The sequence below is a fragment of the Streptomyces sp. NPDC041205 genome, assembly GCF_055591765.1.
Window position 1 is genome coordinate 114,556 of the sequence record NZ_JBVIZH010000016.1, and the last position, 15,216, is coordinate 129,771.

A 15,216-nucleotide genomic window follows, 5' to 3' on the forward strand; every position below is an offset into this window, starting at 1 on the left:
CACCACCTTTCCGGGGAGCGGTGAAGGGGTGTCGTACACCCCTCAACGAGATATTCGCCGACAGGGGTTCGGGTAGGGGGCAACAGGGGTTGCATGTAGATGGAACAGATCTTTTGTCGTAATCCGGCCCCGGTGTCGCGAGTTGCACCATGAGATGTGCCATGAGTGGCGCCATCGGATGCGCCAGGAGAGGCGTCATGAGGGGTGCCGCGAGTATTGAAAGAGCTCTGCAATTCGACGCATTGACGCATTGCGGAGGGCGCAATCGCGGTAAACCCACAGGTCGACGAGGGCATGGAAGGGCCCGATCGCTGGCGACGGGGGATGCACCAGCGATCGGGCTGTGCCCAACCGTAACAAGCCTGCTGGCGCGGGGGGAAGGAATGGGCCGGAGTTGGCCAGTTGTGAGCGGGATCACGCACCGCGGATCCCGGTGGAAAACAGCGACCCTTCACCTTTCGCACGGTGGTGCGTACGAGAGCCGGGGCAGATACTCACGCCAATTTTCGGGAGTCAGGACACCGTGTGTGGTCGAGCAAATACGGCGAATGGCCTCGTCGGTGTCCAGGTTCCACAACCGGACGGTATCCGTGCCGCTTGAAACTCCGAGCATGTGACCTTGAGGACTGAACGACAGGAAACTTCCCGTCTTGGCGTTGGGGCTCATCGACTGGCCGATGGGCGCGGTCCGCGCGGGGTGGGTGACGTCCCAGAGCCGGACCGTGTTGTCGTTGCCGCCGCTCGCCAGGGTCCGGCCGTCCTCGCTGAACGTGAGGGACACGAGCGCGTCGGTGTGGCCGGTGAGGGGGGAGCCGAGGCGGGTCGCCCGGCGCGGGTCGGAGATGTCCCAGAGCCGGACCGTGCTGTCGTCGCTGCCGCTGGCCAGCGTCCGGCCGTCCGGGCTGTGGACGAGGGTGTTGATGGGGCCGAGGTGTCCCGTGAGGGGCTTGCCGAGCGGGGTGGCGCGGCGCGGGTCGGCCACGTCCCAGAGCCGCAGGGTGGCGTCCGAGCTGCCGCTGGCGAGCGTCCGGCCGTCGGGGCTGAAGGCGAGGTCGTTGACGTACCCCTTGTGGCCGGTGAGCGGGGCGCCGAGCGGGCGGGGGCGGGCCGGGTCGCCGACGTTCCACAGCCGGATGGTGCGGTCCTCGTAGGCGGTCGCGAGGACGCGCCCGTCCGGGCTGAAGGCCATCGCGGCCGCGAACCGGGTGCGCAGTTCGACGGCGGGACCGTAGGAGACGGGGCGGGACGGGTCGCTGACGTTCCACAGCCGGACCGAGCGGGCTCCGGTGAGCACGGCGAGCGTGTCGCCGTCGGGGGAGAACGTCGGTGTGCGCACGGCCCCCGACCCGGGCTTGAACGGTTTGCTCAGCGCCTCGGGCCGCTCGGGCCGCCGCACGTCCCACAGCCGGACCTTCTCGTCGCGCGCGGCCGTGGCGAGCACTTTCCCGTCGGGGCGGAACGAGCCGATGCGGCCGATCATGTCCGACGTCGGGATCGACCACAGGCGGACCTTGTTGTCGCCGCTGCCCGTCGCGAGCGTCCGGCCGTCGGGGCTGAACCCGAGGGCGTACACCTCCCCGCCGCTCCCCGACAGCGGTACGCCGACCTGCGACGGGTGCGCCGGATCGCGGACGTTCCACAGGCTCGCCGTGCTGTCCGCGCTGGCGGCCGCGAGCATGGTCCCCGCCGGGTTGAAGGCCACCGACCAGACGGGGCCGGTGTGGCCGGTCAGGGGGGCGCCGAGGGAGGCCGCGCGGCGGGGGTCGCTCACGTCCCAGAGCCGGACGGTGTTGTCGGAGCCGCCGCTGGCGAGGGTCCGGCCCTCGTGGTCGAACGCCACCGAGTGCACCGTGTCCGTGTGGCCGGTGAGGACCCGCTTGACCGGCTCCGGACGGCGCGGGTCGGCGGTGTCCCACAGCCTGATGGTGCCGTTGTCGCCCCCGGCCGCCAGGGTCCGCCCGTCGGGGCTGAACGCCACGGAGCGCACGGCGGCGGTGTGGCCGGTCAGGGTGCCGAGCGCCTTGGGGCGGCCGGGCTTCCGCACGTCCCACAGGCCGACGGTGTGGTCCTCGCTGGCGGAGGCCAGCGTGCGCCCGTCCGGGCTGAACGCGAGCAGGTAGACCGTGCCGCCGTGCCCGGTCACGGGCTTCCCGATCGGGCGCGGACGGCGCGGATCCCGTACGTCCCACAGCCGGATCGTGCCGTCGTCGGACGCGCTGGCGAGGGTGGTGCCGTCGGGGCTGAACACCGCGGTGCTCACCCAGCTCCTGTGCCCGGTGAGGGGTTTGCCGAGGGGCTTGGGGCGGGCCCGGTCGTGGACGTCCCACAGCCGGACGGTCCGGTCGTAGCTGGCGGTGGCGAGGAGCCGTCCGTCGGGGCTGAACGAGGTGAGGTAGACGGCGCCGGTGTGGCCGAGCAGCGGGGTGGCGAGGGGCGCGTTGACGATCGAGAGCAGCCGGTTCCTCGTCCCCTCGTCGTCCGGTCGCAGGCGGTGTGCCACCAGGCCGAGCTGGGCGGACAGCGACGGGTCCGTGGACTGGGCGCGGTCGGCCTCGGCGGTCACCTGCTCGAAGACCGCGTCGTTCCGCTTGGCCACCGCGTCGTTGCGCTGCTGCGAGGCGACCACCGCGGAGACGACGGCCACCAGCGCCAGGGCGACGAGCGCCGCCACCGCGCCCCGGCTGATCCACAGGATGCGCCGGCGCAGCCCGGCCGACGCGGCCAGGAACTCCGCGGCGCCGCGGGTCAGGAAGATGTCGCCGGTGGACTCCGCCCAGGCGCGCGCCCGCTCCAGGCGCGAACCCCGGTAGAGCAGCGCCGCGTCCCGGCCGGATTCCTCCCAGGCCCTGCCGTCCTCCTCCAGGCGCTGGCGCAGCAGATGGTCGCCGCGGTCCTCGTCGATCCAGTCGCGCAGCCGCGGCCAGGCGTGCAACAGCGCCTCGTGCGTGATCTCCACGGTGTCGGCGTCGAGGGTCACGAGCCGGGCGCGCACCAGCGCCTCCAGGGACTCCTCGGTCTTGTCCGGGTTCGTCGACTCCTCCGCCAACTGCCGCCGCGTCCCCCGCCTGCGGGTGGCCTGGGTGTCCTCGCCGAGGTGGACGAGGCGGAGCAGCAGCAGCCGCGCGGCGGAGCGCGCCGCCGGGTCGAGTCCGGACCAGGCGCGCTCGGCGGTCGCCGCCACCGCCCCCTGGATGCCGCCCGCCGCGCGGTACCCGGCCAGCGTCAGCTTCCCCGTCTTGCGCCGCTGCCAGGTGGCGAGCAGCGCGTGGGAGAGGAGCGGGAGGACACCCGCGTCGTGCGCCCCGCGCGGCCCGCCCGTGCTCACCTCCCGCACGATCAGCTCCGCGAGCCCGGGTTCGAGTTCGAGGCCGACGGCCTTGGCCGGTCCGGTCACCGCGTTCCGCAGCTCCGTGGTGGTCAGCGGCCCGAGCACCATGTGCCGGTGCTGGAGCGCGTCGGCCAGTTCGGGATAGCCGAGGCACTCCTCGTAGAAGTCGGCGCGGATGCCGAGGACGACGAGGGCGGGCGCGGGGCTGTCGGGGCCGCCGGGTCCGTCAGGTCCATCCGGGTCGGCGGGCGCGCAGACGGCGTGCAGGAGCTGGATGAACGTACGCCGCTCGGCCTCGTCGGAGCAGAGGGTGAAGGCTTCCTCGAACTGGTCGACGATGAGGACGGGGCGGGGGGCGGGGGGCGCTTGGCGCTCGGCCGAGGCGGGGTCCTGGCCTTCGGCCGAGGCAGTGTCCCGGCCCTCGGTCCAGGAGGTGAGGGCGGCACGCACAGCGGGTGCGAACTCGGGCGTATCGGGACCTATGTCCGATACGACATCACCGAGCCCCGGTATGTGACCGGCCAACGCGCCGACCGGATCGGCTCCCGGCACGAGCTGCACCACCGGGCTGTTCTCCGCGCCCATGGCACCCCTCTGCAGGGCGGGCACCAGACCGGCGTTGAGCAGGGAGGACTTCCCCGCCCCCGAGGCGCCCACGAGCATGACGAGGCCGCCCGACTTCTCGGCCGCGCGGAGCTGCGCGACGAGGGCGTCCGTGCTGCGCTCCCGGCCGAAGAACCACTGCGCGTCCTGCTCGCGGTACGAGGCGAGCCCGCGGTAGGGGCACACGGCGGGCACGGCCGGGGTGTCGGCGGGGGCCCGTTCCTCGTCCTGTCCGGCGGCCGCGGCCCGGTCCCCGGCGGGGTCGGCGACCGAGAGCTCCCAGAGGCGCTGCCACTGGGCGAGGTCGTACAGGCCGGTGGACACCGGGGTGGGCCGCTTGCGCCGGGCTTCGGGGATGAGGACGTGCAGGACCGCGGCGAGGGCGGCGAAGTGGGCGGGCACGTTGTTGGCCCGCCGCCAGTCGCTGATGCGCTGGGCGGACACCCGTACGGGCCGCCCGCGGTCGTCGACGCGCTGCAGTTGCCCGACCGCTTCGGCGACGCGCTTGAGGGGCGGATTTCCGGCCTCCTGATACAGCAGCGCGAGGCGTTCCGCGAAGGCGGTACGTGCCCCCGAGTCGGAACCCAAGGCCTCCACCCCTCACTTGCGCCGCACCTGGACATCCGGACCGGAAAACTCACTTTATACGCCTGACCTGCGGCGAAGCGTGCCGGACGATACCGGAAGCTCCTCAGCCGGACCCTCAACTGGCAGGATCGCGGCGCAGTAGCGAACCAACCGCGAGGCGTCAGGGCAGGCCACCGGGCCCGGCGCTCGGAGAGGTGTCACATGGCGCTGCACCCTCCTGGCTGGTTTTCGCCGGAGTTATGAAGCGGTGGCGAGGGTTCCGGTTCACGGACTCGCCAGGCACGTGGAGCAGGTCGCACCCGGACCGCTGCCACGTCGACCGCGACTCCGGACCCTCATTCGATCCACGCCGCTCCGGCGCGGGTCGACACCGCCCGCCTCGTTAGGTACCGGTCCCCACGAGGGGAGGGACCGGTACCGATACGACGCGGCGGCCGCCGCCCGGACGTCGGTCAAGCGGCGCCGGGGGCACCGGGGCCGACGAGGCCGTCGAGCCAGTCGTCGAGGCGGGCCCCCTGGCTGACCATCACATCCGGGTCGCGGAGGGCGTTGGCCAGCAGGGACATGCCCTGGTACGCGCCCACGAAGGCGAGCGCGAGCCCGCCGGGATCAGGCAGCCCCAGCTCGCGGAACTGCCGCTCGGCCCAGTCGAGCAACTGCCGGACGACCTTGCCCGCCTCCTCGTCGAGGCCGCCCTCGTCCCGCTTGTCGAGCTCGGCGGCCAGGGTGCCGGTGGGGCAGCCGTACCGCGCCGCGGTGTCCCGCCGCTCGACCCACATCCCGACCAGCGCCTTGAGCCGCGCCAGCGGATCGGGCAGCGCGTCGAGCCCCTCGGTGAGCGCGGCGAGATGCCCGGAGTGCTCGGCGAGCGCGGCCTGGACCAGCTCGTCCTTGGTCTTGAAGTAGTAGTAGACGTTCCCGACGGGCACGTCCGCGGCGGCCGCGATGTCGGCGATGGTGGTGCGCTCCACGCCCTGCTGGTGCAGGACCTGAGCGGCGGCGGCCATGAGCCGCTGCCGCTTCCCGGCACCGCGAACCTTCTTTGAGTCAGTCACCTGACTAACTATAGACAGCGCCCGGGGGAGCCGTGCTAGCGTCCACCCAAGTCAGCCAACTAACTAACTAACTGACTGACTGGCTGGCTGACCAAGTAACCAAGTGACTAACTGCCGGGGAGAAAACATGATCGTGGTGACCGGAGCGACCGGAAACGTCGGAAGATCGCTGGTGCGGACGCTCGCGGCGGCGGACGAGAGGGTCCGGGCGACGTCCCGGCGGATCTCGGCGCAGGACGTACCGGAGGGGGCGGACTGGCGCCGGGCGGACCTGGCCGACGCCGAGAGCCTGCGCTCGACCTTCGACGGCGCGCGGGCGCTGTTCCTGCAGAGCGGCGGCGCGAGCGCGCACCAGCTCAGCCCGGCGGACCTCCTCGACGTGGCGAAGGCGGGCGGAGTGGAGCGGGTGGTGCTGCTGTCCTCGCAGGGGGTGGTGACCCGGCCGGACTCGCCGTCGCACGGCATGCTGATGCGGTCGATCGAGGACGCGGTCCGGCAGTCGGGGATGGAGTGGACGATCCTGCGCCCCGGCGGTTTCGCGTCCAACACCTACGCCTGGGCCGAGTCGGTACGCACGTCACGTACCGTCGCGGCGCCGTTCGGCGACGTCGGCCTGCCGGTCGTCGACCCGGCCGACATCGCGGAGGTGGCGGCGGCGGCGCTGCGCGAGCCGGGCCACGCGGAGCACGTCTACGAACTCACGGGCCCGTCCCTGATCACCCCCCGCGAGCAGGCCGAGGCGCTCGCCGCGGCCCTCGACACCCCGATCCACTTCACCGAACAGACCCGCGCCGAGGCCCACGCCCAACTGCTCCACTTCATGCCCGCCCCCGTCGCCGACACCACCCTCGCCATCCTCGGCGAGCCCACCCCCGCCGAGGCCCGCGTCAGCCCCGACGTCGAACGGGTCCTCGGCCGCGCACCGCACACGTACGCGGAGTGGGCGCGGCGGAACGAGGCGGCTTTCCGCTGACGTGTCCGAGGGGGGGCGTGCGGGGCGTGCTAGCCGGAGATGGCGGTGTAGGCGACCTCGGCACGCCGGCCGTCCGGGGTCTCGGCGGGGGCATGGGCGAGGAAGTCCCGGGTGGCACCGGTGAAGGTGATCGTCCCTTCGGCGAGAACGGTGACGTGGTCGGCCTCTTCGGCGAGGTCGGCGACATCGTGGGTGGACATCAGCACCTGCACCTCGTCCGTGGCGAGGCGCAGGATGGGGAACGAGCGGGCTGGCCGCGCCGTACTCCTCCCCGAACGACAGTGACGTGTCCAGCTGCCCCGAGGCGTGCCGGGGCCACACCGGGGCGTCGTACTTCACGGTCTCGGCGATCACGTAGAACACGGCGACGGTGGCCAGTGGGGCCGAGATCATCCGGGGGGTGAGGTGCCCGAGCGTGCAGCCGAACACGGCGTACGCGCACACGATGACCATGGCCATGAACAGGGGCGCCAGCGCGGCCGGGGTCGGCATGAGCCGGGTCTCGATCAGCCGCATCACCACCGGCAGCACCAGGACCAGCCATCCGGCGATGACGACGGGCAGCAGCGTGTGAGCGGCCACCCGGAACCGTGACCGACCGGGGGCGAGCTGCCACACCCCGTCCCTCCTCAGCCGCCCCCCGGAAGCCACTCAGGGACCCGGCCCGCACTGCGGATCAGGCCCCTGAACTGGTACTTCACTGTCGAGGTCCCTCGGACGCCTGGAGACCCGCTGCCTCCGGGCCCGCCAGGGCATGTAGCCCTACGGCGTCGATGTGGTCGCGGAAGACTCCCGCCGTTCGTCCCGTTCCGTCGTCGACAGCGTGATCTCCTTGCCTAATCTCTGCGCATATGAAGATAATGCGTATGTGCAGTTACTTCACTGGAGCAGCCATGCTGTGCGGTTGCCACCGGGCCGCCATCGCTACCGGACGGAGAGTCCTCACCATGAACCGCAAGGTCGTCAAGCGCGTCGCCCTGGCCTCCACGCTCGTGCTCGCCCTCGGCGCGGTCGGTGCTTATCTCTATCTCGACGCCACCTCCGACGTGCACCGCGTCGGTGCCGAAACCTGCGGCGAGGTGATCCCGGCCGACGCCGACCGCCGCGACGGCAAGGCCGTCTGTGCCACCCTCGACGCCCTCGCTGACGCCTGGGAGCGCGGTGATGCGGAGACGTACGGCCGCCAGTTCACGGAGGACGGCACTTACACCACCTACATCGGCAGCCACTACGAGGGCCGTGCCGATATCACCGCGAGCCACCGCGCGCTCTTCAGGGGCTTCCTCAAGGACAGCAAGCTCGCTTCCAGGTACCTCGCCATGCGCTTCCTGACCAAGGACGTCGCCGTTCTCACCAGTCGTGGCGCCGACTACACCGGTGACAAGCCGGGCGCGGACGAACTCTCGAAGGTGACGACCTTCACCCTGGTCCGAGACGCCGACGGCGCCTGGCGGATCGCGGCGTTCCACAACACCGAGCGCAGCAACGTCATGGAGCGCGCCTCCTTCATCTACGCCCCCGACACCGCCCCGAAGGCGGAAAGGTGACCCGTGCCTTGGTCGCTGGCCCGGAGGTCAGTCGGTGGCAGTGCCTTCGGGGAGCAGTGGGCGCAGGGCCCCCACCGCGGCCCCGATGCAGGTGTCGCGGAGCTCCGTGCGGGTGCAGGTCTCGCGCGCGAGCCAGTCCACGACCAGCACCTGCACGAACACCAGCCATGCCTTGAGCGCCGCGGAGACGGCGTCGTGCATGCGCTCGTCGGCGAGCGGGAGCACGCCGAGCAGGCGTGAGCGCAGGGCGTCGAGTTCGTCCGTCATGATCGTCTGGATGACGGGGTCCCCCGCGAGCACCCGGTTGGCGGCCAGCACGGCCTGGCGGTTCGCGATGAAGTAGTCGAAGTGGGCGTCCAGGCCCTGGGTGAGCTGTTCGACGAGCGTGGCGTCCGGATCGAACCGGGTCGCCACAAGGAGACGGTCGGACGCCTCCTTGTACATGGCCGCGAAGAGCGCGTGCTTGCTGGGGAAGTGCCGGTAGAGCAGGGCGCGGGACACTCCGGCCTCTTGCGCGACGTCCTCCATGAGCACGTCGTCGTACGGGATGGCGGCGAAGAGGCGGGCGCCGACGGCCAGCAGCTGGGCGCGGCGGTCGGCGGGAGTCAGGCGTCGGCGGGGCGTCACGCGTCCAGTTTAGTTGACATTCATCTACTAGAGACGCCTAGACTGATCCTTAGTAGACGTATGTCAACTAAGGATCAGGGGGGAATCATGACCAGAGCACTACGGATGTCCGCGTGGGTGATGGGTGTCGCCTGCGTGGTGATCGGCCTGTTCCATGTGATCGGCGGCAACGCCGCAATTCCCGGCGAGGCCGACGCCGGCGCGACCCTCGACAGCCTGGGCCGGTTCCTCGGCGCGATCTTCGCCGGGTACGGCCTGGTCTGGCTGTGGGCGGCCCGGCAGGATCCCGTCCCCGCGCGCGTCGTGCGGTGGCTCGCCGCGGTGTTTCTGCTCGGCGGCATCGGGCGGCTGCTGTCGCTGGCCGTGCACGGGTGGCCGCACTCGTTCCAGGTCATGCTGGCCGTGATCGAGCTGGTCCTCCCGCCGGTCTGGCTCTGGCTGGCCGACGCCGACGAGCGCGCCGCCCGGGAGCGAGGCCAGAGCGTGCCGCTCACCGGCGCGGGCGTCTCCGTACGTGCGATGAGCCGATGAGCATCGCCCTGCTTGCCGCGCCGGGTCAGGTCGGCGCCACGTCGACGGAGTTCCTGATCCCTTCGCTGTTCCTGGGGTTCCTGTTCACCTTCGTTCCCGCGCTGCTAGCCCGGCGGCTGCTGAATCTGCGCTCCGGGGCGCCCCGGATCGCGTTCTGCACCCTCGTCGCGATCACGCTCAGCGGCTCCACCGTGGGCCGTTACATGGGGCAGGACAACGAGTGGTCCTTGGCGACCGTCTTCTGGGGCGTCACGCTCGCGCTCACCATGCTGATGCTGCTCTTGCTGGAGGCGTTCGTCCCCAGCGGTCTCGGCCCGGTCGGCCTGGCCAAGGAGCTCTACCGCCGTATTCTCCGTGCCCGGCGCTACGCCCAGGTCAGTGCTATCTCCACCCGCTCGGGGCTGCCCCGCTTCGCCGCCGACCGTCCAAGGCGCAACTCCCCCGAGCGCAATGCCGCTTTCGCCGTAGCCTTGCGCCGCACCCTGGAGGACAGCGGCGTCACGTTCGTCAAGTTGGGCCAACTGCTCTCCACCCGCCGCGACCTGCTGCCCCCTGAGTTCATCGACGAACTGAGCAAGCTGCAGAACGAGGTGCCACCCGCCCCCTGGGAGCAGGTGCGCGAGCAGTTGGAAGCCGAACTCGGCGCGGCCCCCGAAGAGTTCTTCAAGGACTTCGACCCCACACCCCTTGCCGCTGCCTCCATCGCCCAGGTCCACCGGGCGACGCTGCCGGACGGCCGCCCGGTGGTGGTGAAGGTGCAGCGTCCCGGGATCGTACGCATCGTCGACCGCGACCTCGACATCGTGCGGCGCATGGCCCGCACCCTGCAGCGCCGCTTCACCTGGGCCCGTGGCATCGGCGCGGTCGACCTGGCCGAGGGCTTCGCCGACTCGCTCCGAGAAGAGCTCGACTTCCGCATCGAGGCCCGCAACCTCGCCACGGTCGCCGCGGCCGGCGCCGACTGCGCCCCCGTACGACTCCCGCAGGTGCACGAGGAGTTGACGACGGCCCGGGTCCTGGTCATGGAGGCTCTCGACGGCATCCCTCTGGGCGGCGCGGACGCGACCCTGACGGCGCGCGGAACGGACCGCGAAGCTCTGGCCTGTACGCTCCTCGAAGTCCTGCTCCGCCAGATCATGGTCGACGGTGTCTTCCACGCCGACCCGCATCCCGGCAACATCCTCCTGCTGCCCGACGACTCCCTCGCCCTGATCGACTTCGGCTCGGTCGGTCGCCTGGACACCCAGCTCCAAGGTTCGCTGCAGCGCCTCCTGGTCGGCATCGACCAGCGCGACCCAGCGGGTGTGCGGGACGCCTTCATCGAGATAATGGACCGCTCGGACGCGGTGGACGGCGAGTCCCTGGAGCGTTCCCTCGGCCGCTTCATGGCCCGCCACCTGGGCCCGGGCCTGACGCCCGACGTGGAGATGTTCACGGACCTCTTCCGCATCGTCTCCGCCCACGGCGTCGCCGTACCCGCGGAGGTGGCAGCGGTCTTCCGCGCCCTCGCCACCCTGGAGGGCACGCTCGCCCAGCTTGCCCCCGGCTTCAACATCGTCAATGAGTCGCGTGCCTTCGCCGAACGCGAGATCACCGCGCAGCTGCGCCCCGAGTCTCTGCGCCAGGTGGCGCGGGACGAATTGGTGTCGCTGATTCCGCTCCTGCGCCGCATCCCGCGTCGGGTGGACCGGATCACGGCAGACCTGGAACGCGGCGTGTTCACAGTTAACACGCGGATGTTCGCCGACCCCGCGGACCAGCGCGTCCTGGCCGGCCTCCTCCAGCAGGTCCTGATCGCCGTACTGGCGGCGACCACCGGCCTCATGTCCGTGGTCCTGCTGGCCGCCGGTGGTGGCCCTCGGATCTCGGACCGGCTCCGCCTCTACGAGGTCTTCGGCTACAACCTGCTCGTGCTCAGCGTGATCATGATGCTGCGGGTGCTGGTCGGCGGCTTCCGCGGGCGCGAGAGCCGGGGTCGGTGACGGTCGCGCCCCGACGTCACTGATCGCGCAGCTGCTCGGCGGCTTCCTGGTACGCGTCGGCGGCGCGGGCGAAGTAGTCGAAGAGAACGTCGAGCTGCTCCGGTGTGTACCCGCCGAGGATCTGGCCGATCTTCTGACGGGCGGGCGCCATGACGCGGTCGAGGTCGACGGGTTCGCCGACCGGCTCGACACTCACCTTGCGCCGGTCACCGGGATCGGGCACACGGCGCACGTAGCCCGCCTGCTCCAGACGGTCGATCAGGCGGGTGGTCGGGCCGGTCGTCAGGCCGGTGCGTGCCGCCAGTTTTCCCGGGGTCATCGCGCCCGCCAGATGAAGGATGTTCAGCGCGTACAGATCCGTGGCGCCGAGGTTGCAGGCATGGGCGCTCGCGTGACTGTGCAGCAGCACCGCGCTGAGGTACTGGCGGTAGACCTCGCCCGCATCAGGGCGCATCGACGGCGTTGACAAGAGTTCCTCCACTCTCTAATCTCTTCTTAAGCGAAGAAACTTCTTCTGTGCAGTGACTTCTCTTGGGAAGTTACCACGGGAGGGTACGCCCATGAATGCCACCAGCGCCTCGTATCCGGAGTGGCCCGAGCCTACTGAGGGCCCCGAGGTGCTGGTCACCCTCGCCCGCCGGTTCGGTCTCCCGGGCGCGTCGTACGAACTCCACATGCTCAGCAAGGACTGAAGGGTTCCATGTCGCCCCGTTTCAAGAACGCGTTCAAGCGCCCGTCCCGCCGCACCGTCCTCACCGCCGGCGCCATCGTGACGACCGCCGGGCTCGGCTGGGGCGCCAACTGGATGGCTGTGTACAGCAGGCACGACCGCAGCAACGTCGGCACACTCGGATTCCGTAACCCGCTGCGCATCCCCGAACTGCTCGACCCCTCCCCGTCCCGCGACGGCGCCAGGCGGTACGAGCTGCACCTCGCGCCCGGAAAGTCGCGGTTCCTGCCCGGCAAACAGACCGCCACCTGGGGCGCCAACGGCCCCTACCTGGCCCCCACCCTGCGGGTCCGCGACGGTGACCGCGTCGCCATGGCCGTGCGCAACGGCCTGCCGGAGGACACCACCCTGCACTGGCATGGCATGCACCTGCCACCCACCATGGACGGCGGCCCGCATCAGATGATCGCGGCCGGCGCCACCTGGAATCCCCGTTGGACCGTGCACCAGCCGGCCGCCACGCTCTGGTACCACCCGCATCCGCACGGCTCCACCGGCAGCCATGTCTACCGCGGCGTAGCCGGAATGATCATCGTCGACGACAAGGTGTCCCGCCGCGCCGAACTGCCCTCCACGTACGGAACCGACGACATACCCCTCGTCATCCAGGACAAGAACTTCCACGACGACGGCTCGCTCGACTTCACCGAGTACACCCTCAGCGACGCCATCGCCGGGGCCGACACCCTCGGCGTGCTCGGCGACACCATCCTCGTCAACGGCACATACGACCCCCACTTCCAGGTCACCACCCAGCGCGTCCGCCTCCGCCTCCTCAACGGCTCCAACGCCCGCGTATACGAGCTGGGCTTCCCCGGCGACAAGACCTTTCACCTCGTCGCCGTCGAGAATGGGCTCCTCAAGCGCCCCCGCCCGCTGGAACGGCTGCGGCTCGCGCCAGGCGAACGCGCGGAGATCGTCGTGGCGTTCCGGCCCGCCGAGAGGGCGGTGCTGCGCAGCTTCCCGCCGGACCTGGACGTCGGCTTCCCCACCAACCGCTTCTCCGGCGGCGACGACACCTTCGACCTCCTCGAACTGCGCGCCGCCCAGCGCCTGAAGCCTTCCCCGCACCTGCCCACACGCATCGACGACGCACCCGCCGACATCACTGTCCCCGCCGACGCGAAGCACCGGAAGTTCGAACTCGTCGGCACCCAGATCAACGGCAAATCCATGGACATGAACCGCGTCGACGAAGTCGTACCGGCCGGGACCACCGAGATCTGGGAGGTCGAGCGCGGCGACGGCACCGTGCACGCCTTCCATGTCCACGGCGCCACCTTCAACGTCCTGGACGTCGACGGCGAAGAGCCACCCGCCTATATGCGCGGCCCCAAGGACACCGTCTATCCACACGGCACCACCAGGCTCGCCGTCAGGTTCGACACCCTCGCCGACGAACGGACCCCGTACATGTACCACTGCCACGTCCTGAGCCACGAGGACAACGGCATGATGGGGCAGTTCCTCGTCGTCAAGCCCGGCCGCGAGGACAAGGTCTCCACGACCCTCGCCCCCACGAACCGCCACGGCGAATCCCACCACTGAAGGCAGCGCCCCGCCCACGTCCCTCCGCGCGGTGACCCGTCTCACCAGGCGACGGCCACTCGGTGAACGAGTCACCTCCGGGAGCAGGCGCCTTCCCCTGGTTCAGGGTGACCCCGGCACCGATGACCAGCCGTTCGGGGAGCGAGTCGGCTCCCCGAACGGCTCCCAGGAATCCGTCAGCGGGTGTCGATCTCGGTGATCAGGGCTTCGATGCGGTTCTTGATCTCGTCGCGGATCGGGCGTACGGCTTCGACTCCCTTGCCCGCAGGGTCTTCCAGGGCCCAGCCGAGGTAGGTCTTGCCAGGGAAGATCGGGCAGGCGTCGCCGCAGCCCATGGTGATGACGAAGTCGGATGCCTGGACGGCCTCGGTGGTGAGCACCTTGGGCTGGGCACTTGCCGGTGACAGCGACTCTCGTCCTCCTCGAAGCACAGCACAGCACCGCGACCCGCGACGCTCGGGCGTGCTCTGCGAGGCGGTCAAGGTCGGCCTGGGCCTCTTCAGACCGCAGCAGGCCACGGAAGCGCGCGCACCCCACTTCCACGCGGCCGTCCCAGAAGGGCTCCCGATTGTCCACCGCGCCGACGGTGAAGAAGCCTGGCTGGATCGCTCCCTCGCTCTCCAGACGGCGAAGCGTCACGACGGCGACGCCTGCCTCCTTGGCCAGCCGTTCACGCGTCCACCCGCGGTCCTCCCGCAACGCCCGTACCCGCTGGGCGAGCGCACGGGCGTGGTCGTGGGGAGGCGCTGAGCGATGACCTGCCATGTGCGGTGTTCCTAACGACCGTTGGGGCGGCCCGCCGCGGCGTTCCTGGTCAGCTACGAGCCCCGGATTCGCGAACGCGCAGGTTCGAGGACGCTTGAGCTCCACTCGTCCTGCGGCACTGGAGACTGCTCCTGGGAGAAGCCGACCAAGATCTTCTCCCAGATTTCTCCGAAACGATCTCCAGGAACCCGTCAGGGGCCCGACCCGCTGTGCGGATCAGGCCCCTGACCTGGTACTTCACTGTCGGGGTGGCGGGATTTGAACCCACGACCTCTTCGTCCCGAAGCAACTTGGGATGGTTGTTGTCCTTGGGCTGTTGTGCCTTTCACCTGCGCTGATGGTCCGCTGACGCCCGCCGGTGTTTGCGGTTGTGCGTCGTGGTTGTCACGCAGTTAAACATTCACCCGGGTGACCCACGTGGTTGCACTCGTCAGCGCTGCAGGTGCCGTTCCCATGCAGCCTTCATCTGCTCCCCCTGCTCGGCCGTGATGACCCCGTCATCTATCGCCACCGTCACGAGATAGGAGCCAGTCGCCAGCTTCATGGCGGTGAAGGCATCCTTCATGCGGTCCGAGTTTCGGGGTGTCCCGACGTGCCCAGGCTCCAAGTCGTCCGGGAGGAAGTTCGCCACCTCACCGTCGTTGTGCTCGAACGCAGCTTTGTCCATCCTTACGTGGACCCGCTTGGTGCCGATCGTGACGACGGTCCCGTGTGACCCGTCGTGATAGACGGGTCTGTCGCTTGGCGCTCTGACCGTGACCTTGTCCCCGACCTTGAAGCTGCTCAGGGTCCTTCCACTGCTGAACATGCGAGCCCCCTCTGGGACGTGCGGATCATGACGCGCTTACTGAGCCTGAACTTGTGAAGTCGCCTCGGTGATGGATAAGCCGGTTCCGGCGAGGCATCCGTCGATGAGGTCACTGCGGTATTGGATCGTGC

14 protein-coding genes and 1 pseudogene are annotated in these 15,216 nt (G+C 70.2%); 7 read left to right on the forward strand and 8 right to left on the reverse strand.

What is annotated here, in order from left to right:
* Positions 1-451 precede the first annotated feature (451 nt).
* On the reverse strand, positions 452-4,528 hold the full coding sequence (locus ACZ6BG_RS38330) for an NACHT and WD repeat domain-containing protein (protein ID WP_469010803.1): 4,077 nt from the start codon (positions 4,526-4,528) through the stop codon (positions 452-454).
* A gap of 443 nt (positions 4,529-4,971) precedes the next feature.
* Positions 4,972-5,574, reverse strand: coding sequence for a TetR/AcrR family transcriptional regulator (locus tag ACZ6BG_RS38335; protein ID WP_469010805.1), 603 nt, complete (start codon positions 5,572-5,574; stop codon positions 4,972-4,974).
* Between the two features lie 127 nt (positions 5,575-5,701).
* Between ACZ6BG_RS38335 and ACZ6BG_RS38340 the strand changes: the two genes are divergently transcribed.
* Positions 5,702-6,547, forward strand: a complete 846-nt coding sequence (locus tag ACZ6BG_RS38340) for an SDR family oxidoreductase (RefSeq protein WP_469010808.1) — start codon at positions 5,702-5,704, stop codon at positions 6,545-6,547.
* 29 nt (positions 6,548-6,576) lie between these two features.
* Here the strand turns inward: ACZ6BG_RS38340 and ACZ6BG_RS38345 are convergent, their stop codons facing one another.
* On the reverse strand, positions 6,577-6,747 hold the full coding sequence (locus ACZ6BG_RS38345) for a hypothetical protein (RefSeq protein WP_469010811.1): 171 nt from the start codon (positions 6,745-6,747) through the stop codon (positions 6,577-6,579).
* A 215-nt stretch (positions 6,748-6,962) separates the two neighbouring features.
* Between ACZ6BG_RS38345 and ACZ6BG_RS38350 the strand changes: the two genes are divergently transcribed.
* Positions 6,963-7,121, forward strand: a complete 159-nt coding sequence (locus ACZ6BG_RS38350) for a hypothetical protein (protein ID WP_469010814.1) — start codon at positions 6,963-6,965, stop codon at positions 7,119-7,121.
* Positions 7,122-7,494: 373 nt separating this feature from the next.
* The gene (locus ACZ6BG_RS38355; RefSeq protein WP_469010815.1) at positions 7,495-8,094 is read left to right on the forward strand and encodes an SgcJ/EcaC family oxidoreductase; all 600 of its coding nucleotides are present in this window, start codon (positions 7,495-7,497) and stop codon (positions 8,092-8,094) included.
* A 27-nt stretch (positions 8,095-8,121) separates the two neighbouring features.
* Here ACZ6BG_RS38355 and ACZ6BG_RS38360 read toward each other — a convergent pair whose 3' ends face one another.
* Complete coding sequence (locus ACZ6BG_RS38360; RefSeq protein WP_469010817.1) at positions 8,122-8,721, reverse strand: TetR/AcrR family transcriptional regulator; 600 nt, start codon at positions 8,719-8,721, stop codon at positions 8,122-8,124.
* Between the two features lie 87 nt (positions 8,722-8,808).
* Between ACZ6BG_RS38360 and ACZ6BG_RS38365 the strand changes: the two genes are divergently transcribed.
* A complete protein-coding gene (locus ACZ6BG_RS38365) occupies positions 8,809-9,252 on the forward strand; it encodes a DUF4345 domain-containing protein (RefSeq protein ID WP_469010820.1) in 444 nt (147 codons plus the stop codon).
* Entirely contained in the window at positions 9,249-11,234 is a 1,986-nt protein-coding gene (locus ACZ6BG_RS38370) for an ABC1 kinase family protein (RefSeq protein WP_469010824.1), read from the forward strand. Before ACZ6BG_RS38365 ends, ACZ6BG_RS38370 begins: the two co-directional genes overlap by 4 nt.
* 16 nt (positions 11,235-11,250) lie before the next feature.
* Here the strand turns inward: ACZ6BG_RS38370 and ACZ6BG_RS38375 are convergent, their stop codons facing one another.
* Positions 11,251-11,715: a MarR family winged helix-turn-helix transcriptional regulator gene (locus ACZ6BG_RS38375; protein WP_469010826.1), complete on the reverse strand. Its 465-nt coding sequence runs from the start codon at positions 11,713-11,715 to the stop codon at positions 11,251-11,253.
* Positions 11,716-11,794: 79 nt separating this feature from the next.
* On the opposite strand from ACZ6BG_RS38375, the gene ACZ6BG_RS38380 reads away from it, so the two are divergent.
* Positions 11,795-11,926: a hypothetical protein gene (locus tag ACZ6BG_RS38380; RefSeq protein WP_469010829.1), complete on the forward strand. Its 132-nt coding sequence runs from the start codon at positions 11,795-11,797 to the stop codon at positions 11,924-11,926.
* Between the two features lie 8 nt (positions 11,927-11,934).
* Positions 11,935-13,512: a multicopper oxidase family protein gene (locus ACZ6BG_RS38385; protein WP_469010834.1), complete on the forward strand. Its 1,578-nt coding sequence runs from the start codon at positions 11,935-11,937 to the stop codon at positions 13,510-13,512.
* 176 nt (positions 13,513-13,688) lie between these two features.
* Here ACZ6BG_RS38385 and ACZ6BG_RS38390 read toward each other — a convergent pair whose 3' ends face one another.
* The 3 genes and pseudogenes from ACZ6BG_RS38390 to ACZ6BG_RS38400 all read right to left on the reverse strand — a co-directional run bounded on the left by ACZ6BG_RS38390 (position 13,689) and on the right by ACZ6BG_RS38400 (position 15,085).
* On the reverse strand, positions 13,689-14,030 hold the full coding sequence (locus ACZ6BG_RS38390; protein WP_469010838.1) for a low molecular weight phosphatase family protein: 342 nt from the start codon (positions 14,028-14,030) through the stop codon (positions 13,689-13,691).
* 139 nt (positions 14,031-14,169) lie between these two features.
* Positions 14,170-14,277, reverse strand: a pseudogene (locus ACZ6BG_RS38395) (DUF488 family protein, N3 subclade); the annotation flags it as partial.
* A 430-nt stretch (positions 14,278-14,707) separates the two neighbouring features.
* On the reverse strand, positions 14,708-15,085 hold the full coding sequence (locus ACZ6BG_RS38400) for a hypothetical protein (RefSeq protein ID WP_469010840.1): 378 nt from the start codon (positions 15,083-15,085) through the stop codon (positions 14,708-14,710).
* Between the last annotated feature and the right edge of the window lie 131 nt (positions 15,086-15,216).

What these genes read in the sequence shown, in the direction of transcription:
- ACZ6BG_RS38340 (WP_469010808.1), top strand. Translation starts at nt 5,702, where the DNA reads ATGATCGTGGTGACCGGAGCGACCGGAAACGTCGGAAGATCGCTGGTG.
- ACZ6BG_RS38345 (WP_469010811.1), bottom strand. Translation starts at nt 6,747, where the DNA reads ATGTCCACCCACGATGTCGCCGACCTCGCCGAAGAGGCCGACCACGTC.
- ACZ6BG_RS38355 (WP_469010815.1), top strand. Translation starts at nt 7,495, where the DNA reads ATGAACCGCAAGGTCGTCAAGCGCGTCGCCCTGGCCTCCACGCTCGTG.
- ACZ6BG_RS38365 (WP_469010820.1), top strand. Translation starts at nt 8,809, where the DNA reads ATGACCAGAGCACTACGGATGTCCGCGTGGGTGATGGGTGTCGCCTGC.
- ACZ6BG_RS38370 (WP_469010824.1), top strand. Translation starts at nt 9,249, where the DNA reads ATGAGCATCGCCCTGCTTGCCGCGCCGGGTCAGGTCGGCGCCACGTCG.
- ACZ6BG_RS38380 (WP_469010829.1), top strand. Translation starts at nt 11,795, where the DNA reads ATGAATGCCACCAGCGCCTCGTATCCGGAGTGGCCCGAGCCTACTGAG.
- ACZ6BG_RS38385 (WP_469010834.1), top strand. Translation starts at nt 11,935, where the DNA reads ATGTCGCCCCGTTTCAAGAACGCGTTCAAGCGCCCGTCCCGCCGCACC.
- ACZ6BG_RS38400 (WP_469010840.1), bottom strand. Translation starts at nt 15,085, where the DNA reads ATGTTCAGCAGTGGAAGGACCCTGAGCAGCTTCAAGGTCGGGGACAAG.